Annotated in this window: 12 protein-coding genes and 1 riboswitch; of the genes, 6 read left to right on the plus strand and 6 right to left on the minus strand. The window is 68.1% G+C overall.

Translation table 11 applies throughout. From position 1 onward, the window contains the following. Positions 1-166 precede the first annotated feature (166 nt). From D472_RS0119845 to D472_RS0119855, 3 genes are all read right to left on the minus strand, one after another. Positions 167-2,203 (minus strand): glycosyltransferase, encoded by a 2,037-nt coding sequence (locus tag D472_RS0119845; RefSeq protein WP_033304296.1) that lies wholly within the window; start codon positions 2,201-2,203, stop codon positions 167-169. Continuing rightward, on the minus strand, positions 2,200-3,294 hold the full coding sequence (locus D472_RS0119850) for a class I SAM-dependent methyltransferase (protein WP_017606207.1): 1,095 nt from the start codon (positions 3,292-3,294) through the stop codon (positions 2,200-2,202). Before D472_RS0119850 ends, D472_RS0119845 begins: the two co-directional genes overlap by 4 nt. 302 nt (positions 3,295-3,596) lie before the next feature. After that, positions 3,597-5,669 carry an acyltransferase family protein gene (locus D472_RS0119855; RefSeq protein WP_017606208.1) on the minus strand — a complete coding sequence of 691 codons (2,073 nt, stop codon included), beginning with the start codon at positions 5,667-5,669 and terminating at the stop codon, positions 3,597-3,599. A gap of 572 nt (positions 5,670-6,241) precedes the next feature. On the opposite strand from D472_RS0119855, the gene D472_RS0119860 reads away from it, so the two are divergent. Continuing rightward, a complete protein-coding gene (locus D472_RS0119860) occupies positions 6,242-6,856 on the plus strand; it encodes a superoxide dismutase (protein WP_026117889.1) in 615 nt (204 codons plus the stop codon). Positions 6,857-6,969: 113 nt separating this feature from the next. Here the strand turns inward: D472_RS0119860 and D472_RS0119865 are convergent, their stop codons facing one another. Then, positions 6,970-8,445: an aminotransferase-like domain-containing protein gene (locus D472_RS0119865; protein ID WP_017606210.1), complete on the minus strand. Its 1,476-nt coding sequence runs from the start codon at positions 8,443-8,445 to the stop codon at positions 6,970-6,972. Positions 8,446-8,561: 116 nt separating this feature from the next. Here D472_RS0119865 and D472_RS0119870 point away from each other — a divergent pair, with 116 nt between their 5' ends. Beyond that, positions 8,562-9,053 carry a DUF3291 domain-containing protein gene (locus D472_RS0119870; RefSeq protein ID WP_017606211.1) on the plus strand — a complete coding sequence of 164 codons (492 nt, stop codon included), beginning with the start codon at positions 8,562-8,564 and terminating at the stop codon, positions 9,051-9,053. Between the two features lie 442 nt (positions 9,054-9,495). Here D472_RS0119870 and fabI read toward each other — a convergent pair whose 3' ends face one another. Next, positions 9,496-10,284, minus strand: coding sequence for an enoyl-ACP reductase FabI (gene fabI, locus D472_RS0119875; protein WP_017606212.1), 789 nt, complete (start codon positions 10,282-10,284; stop codon positions 9,496-9,498). A 406-nt stretch (positions 10,285-10,690) separates the two neighbouring features. Here fabI and D472_RS0119880 point away from each other — a divergent pair, with 406 nt between their 5' ends. Continuing rightward, positions 10,691-11,998 (plus strand): SGNH/GDSL hydrolase family protein, encoded by a 1,308-nt coding sequence (locus D472_RS0119880; protein ID WP_017606213.1) that lies wholly within the window; start codon positions 10,691-10,693, stop codon positions 11,996-11,998. A gap of 39 nt (positions 11,999-12,037) precedes the next feature. Here the strand turns inward: D472_RS0119880 and rocD are convergent, their stop codons facing one another. Continuing rightward, on the minus strand, positions 12,038-13,312 hold the full coding sequence (rocD, locus tag D472_RS0119885; RefSeq protein ID WP_017606214.1) for an ornithine--oxo-acid transaminase: 1,275 nt from the start codon (positions 13,310-13,312) through the stop codon (positions 12,038-12,040). A 370-nt stretch (positions 13,313-13,682) separates the two neighbouring features. Here rocD and D472_RS0119890 point away from each other — a divergent pair, with 370 nt between their 5' ends. From D472_RS0119890 to thiD, 3 genes are all read left to right on the plus strand, one after another. Then, entirely contained in the window at positions 13,683-15,344 is a 1,662-nt protein-coding gene (locus D472_RS0119890) for an acyl-CoA synthetase (protein WP_017606215.1), read from the plus strand. A 352-nt stretch (positions 15,345-15,696) separates the two neighbouring features. Beyond that, positions 15,697-16,623, plus strand: coding sequence for a DUF368 domain-containing protein (locus D472_RS0119895; RefSeq protein WP_026117890.1), 927 nt, complete (start codon positions 15,697-15,699; stop codon positions 16,621-16,623). A gap of 142 nt (positions 16,624-16,765) precedes the next feature. Continuing rightward, a riboswitch (TPP riboswitch) is annotated at positions 16,766-16,862 on the plus strand. Then, positions 16,851-17,654 (plus strand): bifunctional hydroxymethylpyrimidine kinase/phosphomethylpyrimidine kinase, encoded by an 804-nt coding sequence (gene thiD / locus D472_RS0119900; protein ID WP_017606217.1) that lies wholly within the window; start codon positions 16,851-16,853, stop codon positions 17,652-17,654. It overlaps the preceding riboswitch by 12 nt. Positions 17,655-17,684: the final 30 nt, after the last annotated feature.

Raw genomic sequence — 17,684 nt, forward strand, 5'->3', positions numbered from 1 at the left:
GTCCACTCCCCCAAAGCCGGAACCGACAACACGGCGTAGTCATTACGGTGGACGCGCGGCTGGGTGGACAGGTCCACCACCCCGTGGGGCAAGGGCGCGACCTGCGAGGTCGCCGCGGCGGCCCTCGCCTCGGGGTGAGGAGGGGTGGTGTGCTCTTCGATACTGGTCAAGGTTGTTCCCTCGGGTACGTCGCGGCCACGGGCATCGGTTCCTCTTCAGGGCGCCCCAAGGGCGTGGGCTCACCTTCGAGAATGGCGCTGAACCGCCGGCCGGACCACTGTCGTGCGTAGTTGTGCAGGAAATAGGCCATGTCCTCGGACCAGGTGTGTCCGCCGCCCGTGCGGCGCAGGACGTATCCCAGGCCGTGGGTGCGGTGAATGCGTCCGCCGCCCCGGGACACGGCGATGAGGAGTTGGGTGTCAATGGCGCGTGGCAGAGGGCGGAACCCACCGGTCTCCTCCAGCACCACACGGTCGGTGAGCATGGTGCCCCCGGCGATGAACCGGGTGGCGGTCTCGGATTCGCGGCTGCGCCACACCGTCAGATCGACCTCTTGGAGGTGGACGAAGTCCTGACCGGTACCGACCAACTCGGCCCCCGAATAGGTGCGGGCCAAAATCAGGTCGGCCAGGTGTTCGGGCCCGTACCAGTCGTCGTCGTCCCACTTGGCGATGACGCTTCCGCAAGCGCGGGCGACCGAGTCGTTGAGCACCGACCCGAAGACCTGGTCGGCGGGGGCCTCGTGCACGGTGATCGGTAGTCCAGTGGCCCGATAGGCGTCGATCGCCGCCGCCACCCCGGGCCGATCGGCGGTGAACCCGTGCAGGGTCAGGACGGTCTCCAGGTCGACGGCACGCTGTCGGGCGATCTGGGCGAGTGCGAACCCCACCATGTCCGGGCGGCGGGTGCACAGGATGACCGATACCTGAGGCGCCGGTGGCAAGGGGACCCCCGCCTCCGTACCCAGGGCCCTCCACCGCGACCGCAGACCGTGGCCGTACAGACCGGCGCGCCGCAACCGAACACTGTGCTCCTCACGGGCCAGTCGATCGGTGAGGTCGGAATCGGTGGCCTCGCCCAGGAGTTCAATGAGGGGTGCGCCGAGTCCGAACGCCCACGCGGGAACGGGGTCGGCGATCAGCGGGACGCCCCCGGCGGCCAAGGAGGCCACCGCGCGCACCGCCGCCGAGGGGCCGGTGTGCCCGGACCAATCGATCCGCACCCCGCGCAGGTGCCGCAGTCGGGCCAGGTCGACGTCGGTGATGGTGCCGTCGGCCGCCACCACGACCAGATCCTTGTTCCCCGCGCGGACGACCGCGCGATCCCCGTGCACGGTCAGCTGGCCCAGCGGCCCGTTCTCGGCCTTGCCGAACCCGGTGGGGTTGACCATGGTCTCGTCGATGGGGGCGACCGATGGCGCGGTGCCGGACCGGGTGATCGTTCGGGTGAGCCGGGCTCGCCCGGGGTTCCCGGCCAGCGTCTCCCAGGAGTCGGCCTCGGTGGTGTCGCGGTCCAGGACCGGCACGGTCTCCTCATGCCATTCGGGGGCGGTGGTGCCCGAGTGCACTCGCAGGGCCAGGTCGGCTACCGGGGTGACCCTGCGAAGCGGCACCGGGCCGGTCACCTCGACGCCGTGCGTTCCGGTGTCGCCGGGCCGCCAGAGCGAGGCCTGCGAGCCGCTGAGGGCCGCGAGCGGCACGATGGCCGGACCCCGACGGCGACCCCGGGTGCCATGCAGCACCGCGTCCAGGACGGGGGCGGACTCCACGGGGTTGGGGAAGAAGAGTTCGCACACCCAGCCACGTTCGCCCATCCGAAGCACGCGCAGTTCCTGAAGGTCACGCCACTGGCCCATACCGGGTCCGGTCGGAATCGGTGGGTCCTGGTGACCGGGGGTGTCCATCAGCGCCACGATCACCTGCACGGCCCGGGGCAGGTGGAAGGCCGCGGTGAGCGCCCGGTTCAGGTCGGTGGGGGTGGCGGCGACCAGCGCCACCACGCCGGCGACGGGCTCCTCCTCCTTTTCGTTCCCACCCACCCGCAAGGGTTCGCCCAAGGGGTGGGAGCCCAGATCCACGAGCAGGTCCCCGGATCGCCGAGGCAGGCCGGAGAGCTCGCGGAGGGTGTCGGCCCCGCTGTGGCACAGCACGGCCGGTTCGTCGCCACGGGCACGCAGGGCCCGCCGGAGAACGGTGGTGATCATCGGCGGCCTTCTCGCTTCGGCTGCGGGTCGGGGGTGAGGGTCGAGGAGGGTTCGCCGAGGGTGCCGGCGGGGGCGAGGGTGCGCGTGAAGACGTGGGCTCCCTTCTCCGTGGGCTCCTCGGTGCGCGCCAATTCGGGGTGGCCGGCGAGCCAGCGCTCCCCCAGTGAACGTTCGTCGGGGCGGTCGGCGTCGTCCAAGACGAAGACGACCCGGTCGGTACAGCCGGGCAGGAGGGCCGGCACGGCCGGGTAACGCGCCTCGGGTCCGGTGGCCCGTGGTGGACCGTCGACGAACACCAACCCGATCCCCTTGAGGTCGCTCAGGGCCTCGGTGTCGTACCAGGGCACACCCGCGGACACACCGTCGGCGTGGTCGTCGGGCACGCGGGTGAGCGGGGCGTGCCGCACCTCGACGACGTCCTCCAGAGCGTGGTCGGCCACCAGCGCCCGGCCGAGTTCGGCGTAGCGGGCGTCGTGTTCGAGCGCGACCAGCCGCCCGGTTCCCACCTTGCGCAGGGCGTAACCGATCCACACGCTGGAAGCGCCACTACCGCATTCCACCACCAGCTCCGGTCGGTCCCGCTCGATGAGGCGCACCAGGAGACGGAGCACGTCCGGGGAGGCCGCCCAGCCCCGCAGCGGGGGCATGAACGCGGCGACATCGAGGTACTCGCGCAGCTCCGTCCAGGCCACGTACTGCTCGTAGTCCTGGCGCCCCTGGCGGGCTCCGGCCCGGGTGATGGCGGTGACCGCTCGGGGCAGGGTCCTTTCCCTCAGCTCCCCGACCTCGACACGGACCCCCTCCAGCGAGCGGGTCAGTTCCAGACGGTCCTGCCCCAGGAGTTCGGTGACCTTACGGGTCTGGGTGCGTACCGAGGTCGACAACTCCGACACCGTGCGTCGCAGTGACCACAGGCCGACGCCGAGCAGGCACGTCAGGGTTCCCAGGAGTAGGATCGCGGTGCCCAAAACCACCTCACCCCAGGTGATCAGACCGACGCCGCCCAGAGCCGCCGGGGTGACGAGCGCCATCGGACCGAACAGTCCGGCCAGGGGCGACAAACGGCGGATCCTGCGCCTGAGGGAGTCCATGGGGGTTACCTCCGCGAAAAGGGTGAATCGACAAAAGCACGGATCATCCCGCCGGGCGGGGAGAAAATCGCTGCGAAGCACCGTTGAGAACGGGCCCGTGCGGTTTCGACATTAACGCCTTGAAAGTTCACTCCGGGGCATCATGTGGGGTTTCGAAAGCCATCCGGTCGGCAATTCCCTCAGCGTTCACCGGGTCATCATAAAGACATCACGAAGCAGTGGCCGAGGCTTTCCCAGAGGTTTCGGAAGAACACGATTCCAACGTTCGACCACACCGGACGGCGTTCTCTTCCACACCCCGATCACCACCCCGTGACGCCCAACAGGGCCTCCTCCACCACCGGGGTGAGGCTCCGGGCGTAGGTGGCGGTGATGTGCGAGTGGTCCCAGTACACCAACACGTTGCCGACCACCGCGTCACAAGCACCGTCCGGGCACACGTGTTCGGTCAGGTCCAGCGGTCTCACGTTGGGCGGCAGGTCCACCAGGGTGGCGGGATCGACCTCATCCAGACTGCGTGAGGCCGGGCTGGTACACCCCTGGACGCCACCGGTCTTTAGGCACTCCGCTCCACGATAGGGCAGCCGGGGCAGATCACGCAGACCGATCACGTCGATGCCCAAGTCGTTCAGGTGCCACCACAGGTCGACGTAACCCTGCGGGACCGTCTCCTGGTCGACGGTGGCCCGGGTCGAGGAGAGCAGTACCGCGTCGGGGTTCAAATCCTCCAGTTCGGCCAGCGCACCGGCCTTCCACGTCTGGCACTCGGTGAACCCGCGCCCGTCCTGGGTGACGGGGGCCAGGGCGAACGGGCAACCGCTCTTGGTGAAGGACACCAGGCGCCACCCGTGTGCGGTGGCGACCTCCTCCACCGCCGGATACCAGTGAGCGGTGCGCGATGCCCCCACCAGCGCCAGCGTGCGCTCCGCGTCGGCGGGACCGCGATCGCACACGACCACCTCCTCGGCCTCCAGACCCACGTGACAACCCTGCTCATGGTGAAAGGAGAGATCCTGTTGGGCGTCGGCCGGGTCCGGACGCACCGGGGCCTGGGGCAACACCTTAGCCAGGTCCGGATCGGAGACCACTCGGGCCCCCGGATGGCTTTCGGCGACGATGACCTCCTGGGCGCGTTGCTCGCGCTGCGTACCCAGGTTCTTGGACCACGCCAAGGACAGGACCAGGGCCGGGACCAGGAAGACGACGGCGATCATGGCCGACCAGGCGGGTATGCGCCGGTGGGCCGGGCGGGTGAACCGGTCCAGCCCGCCCTCGACCACACGATGGGTGACCCAGGCCAAAACCAGGGACACACCCAGGACCAGGAGCCCACCCAACGGCGAGGCCAGGTGACGTCCGGTGACCTCCAGGTAGCAGACCAGGATCGGCCAATGCCACAGGTAGAGCCCGTAGGAGAACCGCCCCATCGCCATCAACGGCGGCCAGGTGAGCAGTCGGTCCGCGCCGCGCGGGCTACCGGTGGTACCGGCCAGGACGACCAGGAGGGCCGCCCCGGTGGGCCACAGGGCGATGTACCCGGGGAAGAGACTGGAGACCTGGACGAGCACCCCACAAGAAACCAGGGCCGCCAACCCGAACCACCCCAGGAACACCCGCGTGCGTGCGGGGATTCGTACCTTCGTGATGACCAAGGCGAGGATCGCGCCCAGGGCGAGCTCCCACAGTCGGGCGCCCGTGTCGAAGTAGGCCCAGGACTGGTCCCGGGCGGTGATGGACACCGAGTAGGCCAGGGAGAGGGCGAACACCACGCCGACCAGGATCAGGACCGTCCGTCGCGGCGACAACCGGGTGCGCGCGGCCACGAACAGGGCGAGGGTGATCAGGAGCGGCCACAACAGATAGAACTGCCCCTGGATGGACAGCGACCAAAAGTGCTGCACCGGGCTGGACGCGGCCTCCCTGGCCAGGTAGTCGACGGCGTTGTGGGCCAGCATCCAGTTCTCGTGGTAGAGGGCGGCCGCACGCACCTCGTCGAGGGTCTCCTCCCAGCGTGATCGGGGCAGCCACAGGTACGTGGCGCCCATGGTCGCGATCAGGACCACCGCGACCGAGGGCACCAGCCGTCGCGCCAGCCGTGCCCAGAACACCCCGAACCGGATACGACCCTCACGTTCGGCGGAACGGAGCAGGGAACCGGTGACGAGGAATCCGGTGAGCAACAGGAAGACGTCCACGCCGCCGGAGACCCGGCCGAACCAGATGTGGTAGACGGCGACCAGGAGGACGGCGACGGCGCGCAGCCCTTCGATCTCGGGACGGTGGCCGCCTCCGGCCCGGCCGGCCCGTTCACGAACGGGGGCCGAGGGCTCGGAAGGGGCCGCGGGACCCACGGCCCCGACAGTGGTGTCACTCATGTGCGCAAGAGGATCTCGGAAGAATAGGGCGTGTCTTTCACCGAATGAGACTTCACGGGCACGCCGTTCGGATCAGGCGCTGTATTCTCTCCTCCCTCGACGCCGCCCCGGTGAATACCGAAGGAACGGGGGAACAACTTCTCCCCGTGACGCAGGATCATGCCGCGAGATGAAGGCGCACTGGCGAGGGTAACGAAACGAGAACGAGGCTTCCAGAAAGCGAATAAGGGGCGATTTCCCAATCGAACGGGCGAAGGATTCCTTCTAACGGAAGGGCGGCGTCGCAGGGTCCCCCGGAGACGAACCGACGACGGTGAGATGTTTCGTAGGTTCCGTGGGGTTCGTGGGGCCCCCGAGGCGGGCAGGGTGGAGGGGAGCGTGGGATCGCTCTAGACACGGCTCCCCGGCCCTTCAAGCCGTGCCGTGTCGGCGGACGGGCCCGGTTTTATTCCCGCCCACCGGTGTCCGCGGCCTGACAGCCAGGATCCACGTCTTCGGCTGATAGCTTGCTCGTTGGCGATCCCATCGCTGGTGAACACGACGAATCGCGTCATTGGAAAGGTGCGTCAGAGATGTCTGCGCCATACTCGCTTCCTGAGTTGTCCTACGACTACGCGGCCCTTGAGCCGTGGATCTCCGGTCAGATCATGGAGCTGCACCACAGCAAGCACCACGCCAACTACGTCGGGGGCGCCAACACCGCCCTCGAGAAGATGGCGGAGGCCCGCGAGTCCGGCGACTTCGGAACCGTCAACCTGCTCCAGAAGAACCTCGCGTTCAACCTGGGCGGCCACGTCAACCACTCCGTGTTCTGGAAGAACCTGTCCCCCGATGGTGGCGACAAGCCCGAGGGCGAGCTCGGTGCCGCCATCGACGACCAGTTCGGTTCCTTCGACGCCTTCCGCGGGCACTTCAACGCCGCGGCCCTTGGCATCCAGGGCTCCGGCTGGGGCATTCTGGCCTGGGACGCCCTGGGTCAGCGTCTGGTCATCGAGCAGCTGTACGACCAGCAGGCCAACATCGCCATCGGCACGCAGCCGCTGCTCATGCTGGACATGTGGGAGCACGCCTTCTACCTGCAGTACAAGAACGTCAAGGCGGACTACGTCAAGGCGTTCTGGAACGTGGTGAACTGGGCCGACGTCCAGGAGCGTTTCGCCGAGGCCCGCAAGGTCAAGCTGGGCTAGGTCCTGTTTTTTGGATCATTCCGGGCTCGCCGCCACCACGGCATCGGCTCGGATTCCCGAGGACGTTCCAACGGTGGAGGGCGGCGCCGACCGGTGCCGCCCTCCCCCCTTCCTCAGACCACCAGCGTGTCCGGGTGGCCCACGACCGGACCATGACGGTCCAGTTCACGCCAGGCTCGGGCCAACCGCCACACCATCTCCTTCCGGGTGGCGTGGTCGAAGGACACCGGAAGCCGAAAGTACTCCTCGTGGCTCTCCCCACCCGAGGCCGACATGACCGGGCCCGGCAGCAGTTCGACCTCGTGTGAGAGCGCGACCTGCGCGAAGGCGCGGGCGGTGGCGCCCGGTAGACGCACCCAAAGCGCCGCCCCGCCATCGGGGGTGCGCCACTCCCAGTCGGGCAGCTCCCGCCGAAGCATCTCCTCCATGTGACTCATGGCCTGGCGCAATACCTCCGAGCGTTCCCTGGCCAATTCTTCGTAATCGTCCATCAAGCGCACCCCGACCGCCTGGTCCAGCAGTGGACTCGCCAGGTCGGCCAAGACCTTGCGCCGGCTCAGCCGCAGCGCCATCTCCGCCGGGGCCCGAAGCCACCCCACTCGCAGTCCGGCCCAGGCCACCTTGGACAGTGAGTCCACCGTGATGACCTCCGCGCCGCGCGGGGCGAAGGCGGCCAGCGGCGCGGGTTCGTCCTCGGCCCGAATCCCCGTGTAGGCGCTGTCCTCCAGGATGGGCACTCCAAAGCGCGCGGACAGCTCCCCCAGCTCACGACGGCGGGCCGCGGACATCATCACCCCGGTGGGGTTGTGGTACGAGGGCATCACGTAGATCAGGTGCGGGTGGTGTTCGGCGACCGCACGACGCGCCCCGATCGGATCGATGCCTTGGTCGTCGAGGGGGACGGGGACGATCTCGGCCTCACGATCGCGCATGAGGTCCAAACATCCGGCGAAGCCAGGGTCCTCGGCCACCACCGTCGAACCTCGCCGCAGGTAGAGCTGGGCGACCAGGGACACCGCTTGGTGGGCACCGGTGGTGACGACGATCTGTTCCGGTTGGGTGGGCAGCCCTTGGCGTTCGTAGTACCGACAGATCGCCTCACGCAGGGCGGGCAGACCACGCGGGTGGTAGGTGCTCTCCGTCATGAGCGTCGACAGGTCTTGGGCCACGACTTCGCGGACGGCGTGTTCGACCCCGCTCAGCGCGGGTGTGCGCAGGGAAGAGGCCGAGATGAGGGAGTCATCGGTCCTCAGCAGCGTGCCGTAGATGGGGTTGCCGTTCCCACCGGAGGGCCATCCGTCCGAACGCACCGGAGGAAGGGCACCGTTGACCCGGGTACCACTTCCCTGACGGCTTTCCAGGATCCCTTCCTCACGCAGGTGGTCGTAGGCGGCCACCACCGTGGTGCGGCTGATCCGAAGCGCGGTGGCCAACGCCCGTTCGGAGGGCAGGCGTTCTCCCGGTGCCAGGGTCCCCTGTTCGACCAGACCCTTCAAAGTGGCGGCCAGACGCTTGTAGAGGGCACCGGAGCCACCCGTCCAAGCTCCCAGAAGACCGACGAGTTCGTCGGTCTGCCGAACAAGGTCCATTTTCCGCTCCATTGGATCTCGCAACCGTGGCCTTCTCTTCCCATAATGGCATTAAGTTAGCGGGACCACCAGAGCCAAAGTGGCCCCGATCACAAGGTCCATTCGGAGGAGAGTTCATGAGCACCCTGCTTCGTCCCCATTCGGCTCCCGACCACTCCGCCAACCGCCCCCGGCCCGCTCGCCCCAGTCGCTCGGGCGCCCTGGGAAGCGCGCGCGGCGCCGCTCCGGTCCTGGCCGAGTACCGAGTGATCCAAGGCGAGCCCACGCATCTGAAGGCGCTGGTGCGTGCGCTCCGAGAACAGGCCGAGGACCACATAGGCCACCAGGCAGAGGTCCATTTCCTCGATGAGGGGGACCGCATCCACCTGGTGCACCTGTGGCAGGGGCCACTCGACCTGCGGGGCTTCGTCGAACGCACCCATGGGGACCTGCTCGCCTACCGTCACGCGGCCGGAGCCTTCCCCCTCGTGGAGCGAACGCTGTGGTGGTCCACCTCGGGGGCGCGGATCACTCTGGAGGAAGCGGCCGAACGAGCCGCGCACCTGAGTGCGCACGGCCCCGGTTCACGGGCGTTCACTCTGGCCTCTCCGGTCCCCCTTCCGGCCTGACCCGTCCCCGACCACCGATGATCAGGCCCAGAGCGGTGCCGGCGGCGGAGCAAGGACCCCCGGCCCGGACCTGAAGGGCCGAGGACGCACCTTTGCCGGACAGGGACAGGAGGTGACCGCACCGACGCCGGGCCGGCGGTCCCCACGGCTCGGGGCGGGTCGCCGCCTTCCGGTGCTCGGTAGAACACACGCCTCAGGTCGTGGCCTGGTCCTCCGGTAACCGGGGATCGACGCTCACGCGTAGGGGGTCGGGAGAACGGGCGTCACCGGGTTCCGACACAGAGCACCTTCGGCCCTAAGGGTCGGGGGCGATCCCACCCCAACGAACGAAGTTCCGGGTTCTCGCGAGAACGTCGCCACCGTTCCCGCGTCCTCCTCAGTGGTGCGGTCGCCAAGGAGGAGTGGTCTCCCGGCGAGTCGGTGGACACCTGGCCACCGGAACTCAGGACTCCTGCGGCGGGGCCAGGGGAGCGCCCATCGCGTGGTAACCGCCGTCCACGTGCATGACGGTACCGGTGATGGCCCGGGCGGCCGGCGACATCAGGAACAGGGCGGGGCCGGCGACCACCGTGGTGTCCTTGGTGTCCCAGCCCAGCGGTGCGTTGTCCGTCCAGGAATCGGCGATCTGCGAGAAGCCGGGGATGGACCCTCCCGCCAGCGACTTGATGGGACCGGCGGAGATCGTGTTCACCCGAATGCCGTCGGGCCCCAGATCACGGGCCAGGTAGCGGGCCGAGTTCTCCAGAACGGCCTTGGCCGAACCCATCCAGTCATAGACCGGCCAAGCGACGCTGGCGTCGAAGGTCAGCGACACCACACCCGCGCCCTCGGGGGCCTTGGCGAGCAGATCGCGCATACCCACGGTCAGGGCCGCCAACGAGTAGCCGGAGACGTGGATCGCCTTGGACACGTCCTCCCAATCGGTGTTGAGGAAGTTACCGCCCAGGGCGGATTCGGGGGCGTAGGCGATGGCGTGCAGCAGACCATCCACGTGGCCCCAGTGCTCACCGACCGCTTCGACGGTGGCACTGATCTGCTCGGGGTCGGTGACGTCCATCGGTAGGACCGCCACGGGTTCCTTGGGCAGCCGCTTGGCGATGCGCTCACAGATGGAGAAGGCACGGCCGGGCGGGTTGGTCAAGATGACGTCGTGCCCTTGGCGCATGGCCTCCTCCGCGATCGCGTAGGCGATGGAGGACTGGGTCGTGATACCGGTGATGAGCAGATTCAAGAGATCCCCTTCGGTCGCTGGCAGTGGCAACGTATCGGTGAACCGACGGACCGTCTGCCGTGGAAGCCGACAAAGAATCCGAGCCCGGCTTTGGTGGCACCAAGACCGCGCACCCTCCCGGCACGGCGCTCCGTATGAATCGGCCAGGAATCACCACCGATTCTTTGTGGTCCTTCACCGGTGACCGCTCGGTCGGGCGGACGGCAGAGTCGTAGACGCGCCTTTTCGGCCCACATGGACCGGGTCGCCCCAGCGGGCTTGGCCGCCGCTGGGTCGACCCACCCGTGCCTGACCTCTCACCGTTCCAACCTCCGTGTTCGGTGATTTTTGGACGTTATCCACACGAAACATCCCAGGTAGGCTGACTGCCGGATCCCATGCCCGAACACCTGGGAGGCTAACGGCCGTGTCAGCACGTGACGGTGGTTCCGACGTGCCCGAGGAGACCCCCCATCCCGAGGGCGTCAAGACCCCCGAGGAACCGACCGCCGGCGCGACGCCCCTCGAAGGTGGGAGGAATCCCCGGCGCCGCGCGAAGATCGCCCTGGTCACCACCCTCACCCTGATTCTGGTGCTGGTCCTCACCTTGGCCGTTCCCGTTACCCGCGACGGGCTGCTCGGCCTGTGGTGCGACGCCACGGGCGGGGTCTGTCCCAGTGAACCGCTCCCCCCACTCACCGAGGACGAGAAGACCGACTGGCGGGTGGAGATGGAGCCCGAAGAGGCGGCGTTGTGGGGCAACTACGTCGCTTTGGGCGACTCCTACTCCTCTGGCGACGGCGCCGGCGACTACGATCCCGAAACCGCCGAGCCCGGCGAGTGCTGGCGTTCGGAGAACGCCTACCCCCACCTGATCGAGCAGGAGTTCGACTTCGAGGGCGCCCTGGCGTTCTACGCGTGCAGCAGCCATCGGGGCGAGCAGATGCTCGAACAGGTCGGCACCCCCGAGTCCCAGATCGAACGCGTCACCGAGCACACCTCACTGGTGACCCTCGGCATCGGCGGCAACGACCTGGGGTTCATCCCCGTCCTGCGCACCTGCATCGTGCGCATGCCCCTCTTGGAGCGGACCGCCTGCACCGCCCAGGAGGACGAGGTCGACGAGAGGATGGACGTGTTCGAGGAGACCCTCACCGAGGTGCTCTCCCAGATCCGCGACCGTGCTCCGGACGCTCGCGTCCTGGTCCTGGGCTACCCGCGACTCTTCCCAGAGGAGCCGCCCGGTATGTACTACACCCTCTCCGCCGGCGATCAACGATGGTTGAACACGGTCGCCGAGCGGTTCAACGAACGCATCCGAGACACCGCCTACCGCGCGGACGGGGACATCTACGGTTCCCGACAGGTCGGCAGCGTGGAGTACGTGAACGTCTTCAGCGCGCTGAACGGCCATGAGGTCAGTGCGGACGACGCCTGGCTGAACGGCATCGTCCTGGGCGAGCTGGGCGAGGGGATACGCGTGGACCGGGCGAGCTTCCATCCCACCGCCGCGGGCCAACGATCGGTCGCCGAACGTGTGCGTCTACAGATCGAGGAAGGCCCCGAACGGGTCCTGTACCAGTCCCGGGATCGCCTGGAGAGCGTTTCTCCGGAGGTACTCACCCGCGAGCTCGGCGGCCCCCTGGACCCGGTCCACGGTGGCCGGGAGGACGAGGCCTCCAATGAGGAGGACGGTGGCGAAGAGGACACCGAGGCGGCCGACACGGACTCTTGAGACCGACGCCCGGTCAGGACGGCGGCCTCAAGGGTACGTCTACGCCTTCTCGGCCCTGAGCTCGGCGAGTACCTCCCCGAACCGGTCCATCCCCCAGTTGAGGTCGTCCTCACTGATCACCAGTGGTGGCGACATCCGAATGGTCGAACCGTGGGTGTCCTTGACCAGGACCCCGTGTTCGGCGAGTCGTTCACACAGTTCCTTACCGGAGGCGAGCGCTGGGTCCACGTCCACTCCCGCCCACAGGCCGATGCTGCGGGCCGACGTCACCCCGTCACCGACGAACTCCTTGAGCCTGCGTTTGAGGACCTCCCCGAGTCTGCGGGCGTTCTCCAGGTAGGGGCCCTCGGTCAGCATCCGCACGACGGTGTGTCCCACCGCGCCGGCCAACGGGTTGCCACCGAAGGTGCTGCCGTGCTGACCCGGCTGGATGACCCCGAGCACGTCCTCGTCGGCGACCATCGCCGACACCGGCAGGATGCCACCGCCCAAAGCCTTGCCGAACAGGTAGGCGTCCGGAACCACTCCGCTGTGTTCGCAGGCCCGGATGGTTCCGGTACGGCCCAGGCCGGACTGCACCTCGTCGGCGATGAACAACACCCGGTGGGCGTCACAGATCTGACGAACCCGTGGCAGGTAGTCGGTGGGCGGCACGATCACGCCCGCCTCACCCTGTACCGGTTCGATGAGCACGGCCACGGTGGTGTGGTCGATGGCCTCCTCGATGGCCTTGGCGTCTCCATAGGGGACGGAGCGAAAGCCCGGGGTGTAGGGGCCGAAGCCGGTGCGCGCCTCGGGGTCGGAGGAGAAGGAGATGATGGTGGTGGTGCGGCCGTGGAAGTTGGCTCCGGCCACGACGATGGTGGCCTGGTTCTCGGGGACGCCCTTGACCTCGTAGCCCCACTTGCGGGCCACCTTGATGCCGGTCTCCACCGCTTCGGCGCCGGTGTTCATCGGCAGGACCTTCTCCTTGCCGACCATGTCCGCCAGGGAGCTCACCCACGGCCCGAACCGATCGTTGTAGAAGGCCCGACTGGTCAGCGTCACCCGGTCGAGCTGGGCGTGCGCCGCCGCCAGCAGTTCGGGGTTGTGGTGACCGAAGTTCATGGCCGAGTACCCGGCCAGACAGTCGAGGTACCGCTTTCCCTCCACGTCACTCACCCAGGCACCACGGCCTTGGGCGATCACCACGGGCGAAGGGGAGTAGTTGTGCGCCGACCTCGCCTGGGCGAGCTCGATGTGGTCCGCGCTGGAGAGTCCTTGTCCATCGGGGTTTCCGACAGAGTCCTGCTGTCCCAGATTCTGGGTGGTCATCTAGCCGCTCCGATCACCATTGACCGATGTCAGACAGTAGATACCCACCGTGGGGCCCTGTAGCGCCCTCGCGGCAGGATCTCCAAGAGTTGAGCAGATGATCCGGTGAGCACACAAGGGGTGGCGGACATCACCGCTTGGACCCCAGGGCCGAAACCCGTGTGCGATGCCGCCGCCCAGGCCCGCTGAGCGGGACTCTTCCGAGCCCGATCACGAAAAGGTCACAGGACGTGGTTGCGCAGGTGACGCGGTCCACAACCCCCCACGGCGATCGCGTCGGCCCCCGGCGGGTACGGTCGCTCTACAGTCACAGCCGCCACGAGCACGTTCGCCGGGGACGGTCATCACGCGACGCCAGGGAGGACCAGCCGTGCCACACGTGTCCCCGGACGCCCCTTTCTCCCTCACCGACCTGATGGCGGCGGTGACCGAGGCCGTGCCGGAGCGGATCGCGCTCGTCGCGGGCCCTCGACGGCTCACCTTCCGAGCCCTGCACGCAAGGTCCACGCGCCTGGCCCGACACCTGGTCGAGGCGGGTGTTCGCCCGGGTGAGAACGTGGCGATCCTGTCGTTCAACCGGGCCGAATGGGTGGAGTCCTTCCTCGGCGTATTGCGCGCGGGCGCGGTCGCGGTCAACGTCAACTACCGATACGTGGCGGGCGAACTACGGCACGTGCTGTCGGACTCGCACGCGGTGGCGTTGATCGCGGAGGATTCCCTGGCCGCCACGGTGACGGCCGTGCGCCCGGATCTACCCCGGCTGCGGCACGTGCTGCTACTGAAGGACGGTTCGGAGCGCGAGGCCGCGGGGGTGGACTACGAGACCGCGCTGGCCGCTCAGAGCGGGGTGCGCGAGATTCCCCCCGTGGAGCTACCCCCTACCAGCGGTGACGACCACTACCTGCTCTACACCGGCGGCACCACCGGCTACCCCAAGGGTGTGCTGTGGCGGCAGGCCGACGTCTTCCGCGCGGCGGTGGAGCGCCGCGCGCCGGGCCTGCCACGAGCCCGTACCCCCCAGGACGTGGCCGAACGTGCCACTCGAAGCTTTCCAGAGCGGATGTTGGTGCTGGGTCCGCTCATGCACGCCGCCGGACAGTGGAACGCGCTCAGCATGTTGCTGTGCGGCAAGAGCGTGGTGCTGTCCACCGACCGGAGTTTTCGCCCCGATCGGGTGCTGGAGCTGGCGCACCGCGAGGGTGTGCACACGTTGCAGCTGGTGGGCGACGCCATGGCGCGTCCGCTGGCGCGACACCTGCTCACCGAACCGGGTCTGTGTCCGGAGTTGACCTCGGTGCGTTCGGGCGGCACCCCGTTGACCTCTTCGGTACGGGCGCTGTGGCTGGCCTGGCGCCAGGACGTGGCCTTGGCCGACTCCTATGGAGGCTCTGAGACGGGTGTGTGCGGTTCGGCGACCACTCCCGATGAGGTCGCCACGGTCGCTGATTCCCCTGATCGGCGTAGCTTCACCATGGGCGGAAGCATCTCGGTGCTCGACGATGCCTTGCGGCCGCTCGCACCGGGATCTTCCCAGGTGGGCCGGATCGCACGGACCGGGCGGATCCCGTTGGGTTACTACAACGATTCCCTGGCCACGGCGCGCACCTTTCCCACCGACGCGCAAGGGCGTCGCTGGGCGCTCTCGGGCGACTACGGGATCCGGGCCGCGGATGGTTCGATCGTGCTGTTGGGGCGCGGCAGCGTGGTCATCAACACCGCCGGGGAGAAGGTGTACCCCGAGGAGGTGGAGGCCGTTCTCAAGGCCCACCCTTCGGTGGAGGACGTGATCGTGGTGCCGGCCCCGGATGAGACGCTCGGACAACGGGTCACGGCGTTGGTGTCGCCGACCCCGGGAAGCGATCCGAACGAGCGAGCGCTCCAGGCGCACTGTCGGGTGCGGCTGGCCGGGTTCAAGGTGCCCCGTACCGTGTATTTCGTGGATCGGGTGCGGCGCACCGCGGCGGGCAAACAGGACTACCGCTGGGCCGCTTCGGTGGCCGCTGAGGACACACGCAGCCCCCAGTTGCGATGATCCGGTCCCATCTTTCACATGAATCCGTGTTTCGGCCACTAAGTGAATACTCCGTACACTTGCCGAAATCGGGGTTTCGGCGCCTCTGGGATATCTCTTGCCGTCCAGGGCGGCACTAGAATGGCGGAGCCCGGCCCGGGATTCACCTTCCCCTCCCCTTCACGTGGCCGGCAGTGACGAACCTCGGTGCGGGATCCGGGCTCGGACCCGACAACGGTTTCCCCATGGACCGTGCCGACACCACCCCTTTGATCTCTCGGTCTACCGTGGTAACGGGACCGACTGCGGCATCAGGACGGAGGACGGCGCCCCCTTGTCCGGAAGCTCCCTTCCGGCGAACGCGCCCGACGATATGGCCAACTCAGTAGGCTCCTACATCTTCAACGCGGTGCGCGGCGGGGCCGTGGGCACCTCCGAAGCGCTGCCCGGCATCAGCGGCGGCACCGTCGCGCTGATGGTCGGCCTCTACGACAAGCTGATCGGTGGCGCGGGCCACGTGGTCAGCGGGATCAAGCGCTACGTGACCGATGTTCCCCGGGGCCGGGGCAAGGACCGTGCCATGGAACGGTTCCGCCAGGTGGACTGGTCCGTCCTGCTTCCCGCTCTGATCGGTATGGCGGTGGCCCTGGTAGGGGCCCTGTTGCTCATCGCTCCGCTGGTCGAGGAGTACACCCAGTACGCGTACGCGATCTTCTTCGGGTTGGTGCTCGCCTGCCTGTGGATCCCCTACACCGGCGCGGGCAAGTCCTGGAAGGCGTGGCACTACCTCCTGGCCCTGGTCTTCGCCGCCCTGTCGTTCTTCCTGACCAGCCTTCCCGGCGCCGACCTGCCCACGCACCCGCTGGTGGTCTTCTTCGTCGCCTCGGTCGCGATCTGCGCACTGGTCCTTCCGGGAGTCTCCGGTTCCTTCATCCTGGTGGCCGTCGGTCTGTACACTCCGACCAAGGACGCGGTGGAAAACCTCGACTTCGTCTACCTGGGATCCTTCGCGCTCGGCGCGATCACGGGTCTGGCGCTCTTCGTCAAGGCTCTCCAATACCTCCTCGAGAACTTCCATCACCTCACCCTTGTGATCCTGACCGGGCTGATGGCGGGTTCCTTGCGCGCCCTGTGGCCTTGGCAGGGCGAGAACCGGGAGATCCTCACCCCCACCGACGTTCCGCTGACGGTCGCCCTGATGGTGCTCGGCTTCGCCATCGTCGTCGGCTCCATCGTCTGGGAACAACGCAAGCGGCTTCAGCGCGAACAACAGGGTGCTCACCACGAGGTCACCGTCTAGTCCTGCGACGACCCATCGTTGCGGTACTGGTTCCGTGGTGGTCGACCAAGCCCGGGGAACGACTTCCTCCACCGGTCCGTTAATGTCGGACGTACAACCACATACCGAGTCGGGGCCGGTCGACGCGTCACAGCGTCCCGGCCCCGACGGCGCGGGGTGCCGGTTCCCATCCGGCTGAGAGCACACCCGTCGAACCTGCCCTAGTTCGTACTAGCGAAGGAACGCCCATGAGCGCGTACAACGTCGTGTCCATCGCCGGCAGCGACCCCAGTGGAGGCGCCGGCATCCAGGCGGACCTGAAGTCGTTCTCCGCCCACGGTGTCTTCGGCATGAGCGTGGTGACGGCGTTGACCGCCCAGTCCACGCGTGGGGTCACCGGAGTGCACGGCGTCCCCGCCTCGTTCGTCACTCACCAGATGGACACCCTGTTCGAGGACGCGACCGTGCACGCGGTCAAGGTGGGGATGCTGGGTACCGCCGAGGTGACCGAGGCCGTCGCGGCCGCGATCGACCGTCACGGCCTGAAGAACGTGGTGGTGGACCCGGTGATGGTCGCCAAGAGCGGCGACCGCTTGCTGGAGCGTTCGGCGATGGAGGCACTGCACCGCGAGTTGCTGCCCCGGGCGGATCTGCTCACCCCGAACCTGCCCGAGGCCGCCGACCTGCTCGGTGAACAGGAGGCCACCGATCTGGTGGCGATGCGCTCCCAAGCGGAACGCCTGTTGAAGCTGGGGCCGCGTCGAGTCCTGCTCAAGGGTGGCCACCTGGCGGGCGAGGAGAGCATCGACCTGTTGGTGGACGGGGTTTCAAAGACGGTGGAATTGCGGGCCGTTCGGGTGCGGACCCACAACACCCACGGCACGGGCTGCACCCTGTCCTCGGCGATCGCCGCACTGCTGCCCCAGCGCCCGGACGTGCCCACCGCCGTGGCCGACGCCAAGACCTGGCTGACCGAGGCCCTGCGCCGCGCCGACGAAATCGACGCCGGCGGCGGCCAAGGCCCGGTGCACCACTTCCACCGTTGGTGGTAGCCGACACCGCCACCGTTGGTGGTAGCCGAT

The organism is Nocardiopsis alkaliphila YIM 80379 (genome assembly GCF_000341005.1).
GTDB classification, from domain to species: Bacteria; Actinomycetota; Actinomycetes; order Streptosporangiales; family Streptosporangiaceae; genus Nocardiopsis; species Nocardiopsis alkaliphila.

What these genes read in the sequence shown, in the direction of transcription:
- D472_RS0119845 (WP_033304296.1), bottom strand. Translation starts at nt 2,203, where the DNA reads ATGATCACCACCGTTCTCCGGCGGGCCCTGCGTGCCCGTGGCGACGAA.
- D472_RS0119850 (WP_017606207.1), bottom strand. Translation starts at nt 3,294, where the DNA reads ATGGACTCCCTCAGGCGCAGGATCCGCCGTTTGTCGCCCCTGGCCGGA.
- D472_RS0119855 (WP_017606208.1), bottom strand. Translation starts at nt 5,669, where the DNA reads ATGAGTGACACCACTGTCGGGGCCGTGGGTCCCGCGGCCCCTTCCGAG.
- D472_RS0119860 (WP_026117889.1), top strand. Translation starts at nt 6,242, where the DNA reads ATGTCTGCGCCATACTCGCTTCCTGAGTTGTCCTACGACTACGCGGCC.
- D472_RS0119865 (WP_017606210.1), bottom strand. Translation starts at nt 8,445, where the DNA reads ATGGACCTTGTTCGGCAGACCGACGAACTCGTCGGTCTTCTGGGAGCT.
- D472_RS0119870 (WP_017606211.1), top strand. Translation starts at nt 8,562, where the DNA reads ATGAGCACCCTGCTTCGTCCCCATTCGGCTCCCGACCACTCCGCCAAC.
- rocD (WP_017606214.1), bottom strand. Translation starts at nt 13,312, where the DNA reads ATGACCACCCAGAATCTGGGACAGCAGGACTCTGTCGGAAACCCCGAT.
- D472_RS0119895 (WP_026117890.1), top strand. Translation starts at nt 15,697, where the DNA reads ATGGCCAACTCAGTAGGCTCCTACATCTTCAACGCGGTGCGCGGCGGG.
- thiD (WP_017606217.1), top strand. Translation starts at nt 16,851, where the DNA reads ATGAGCGCGTACAACGTCGTGTCCATCGCCGGCAGCGACCCCAGTGGA.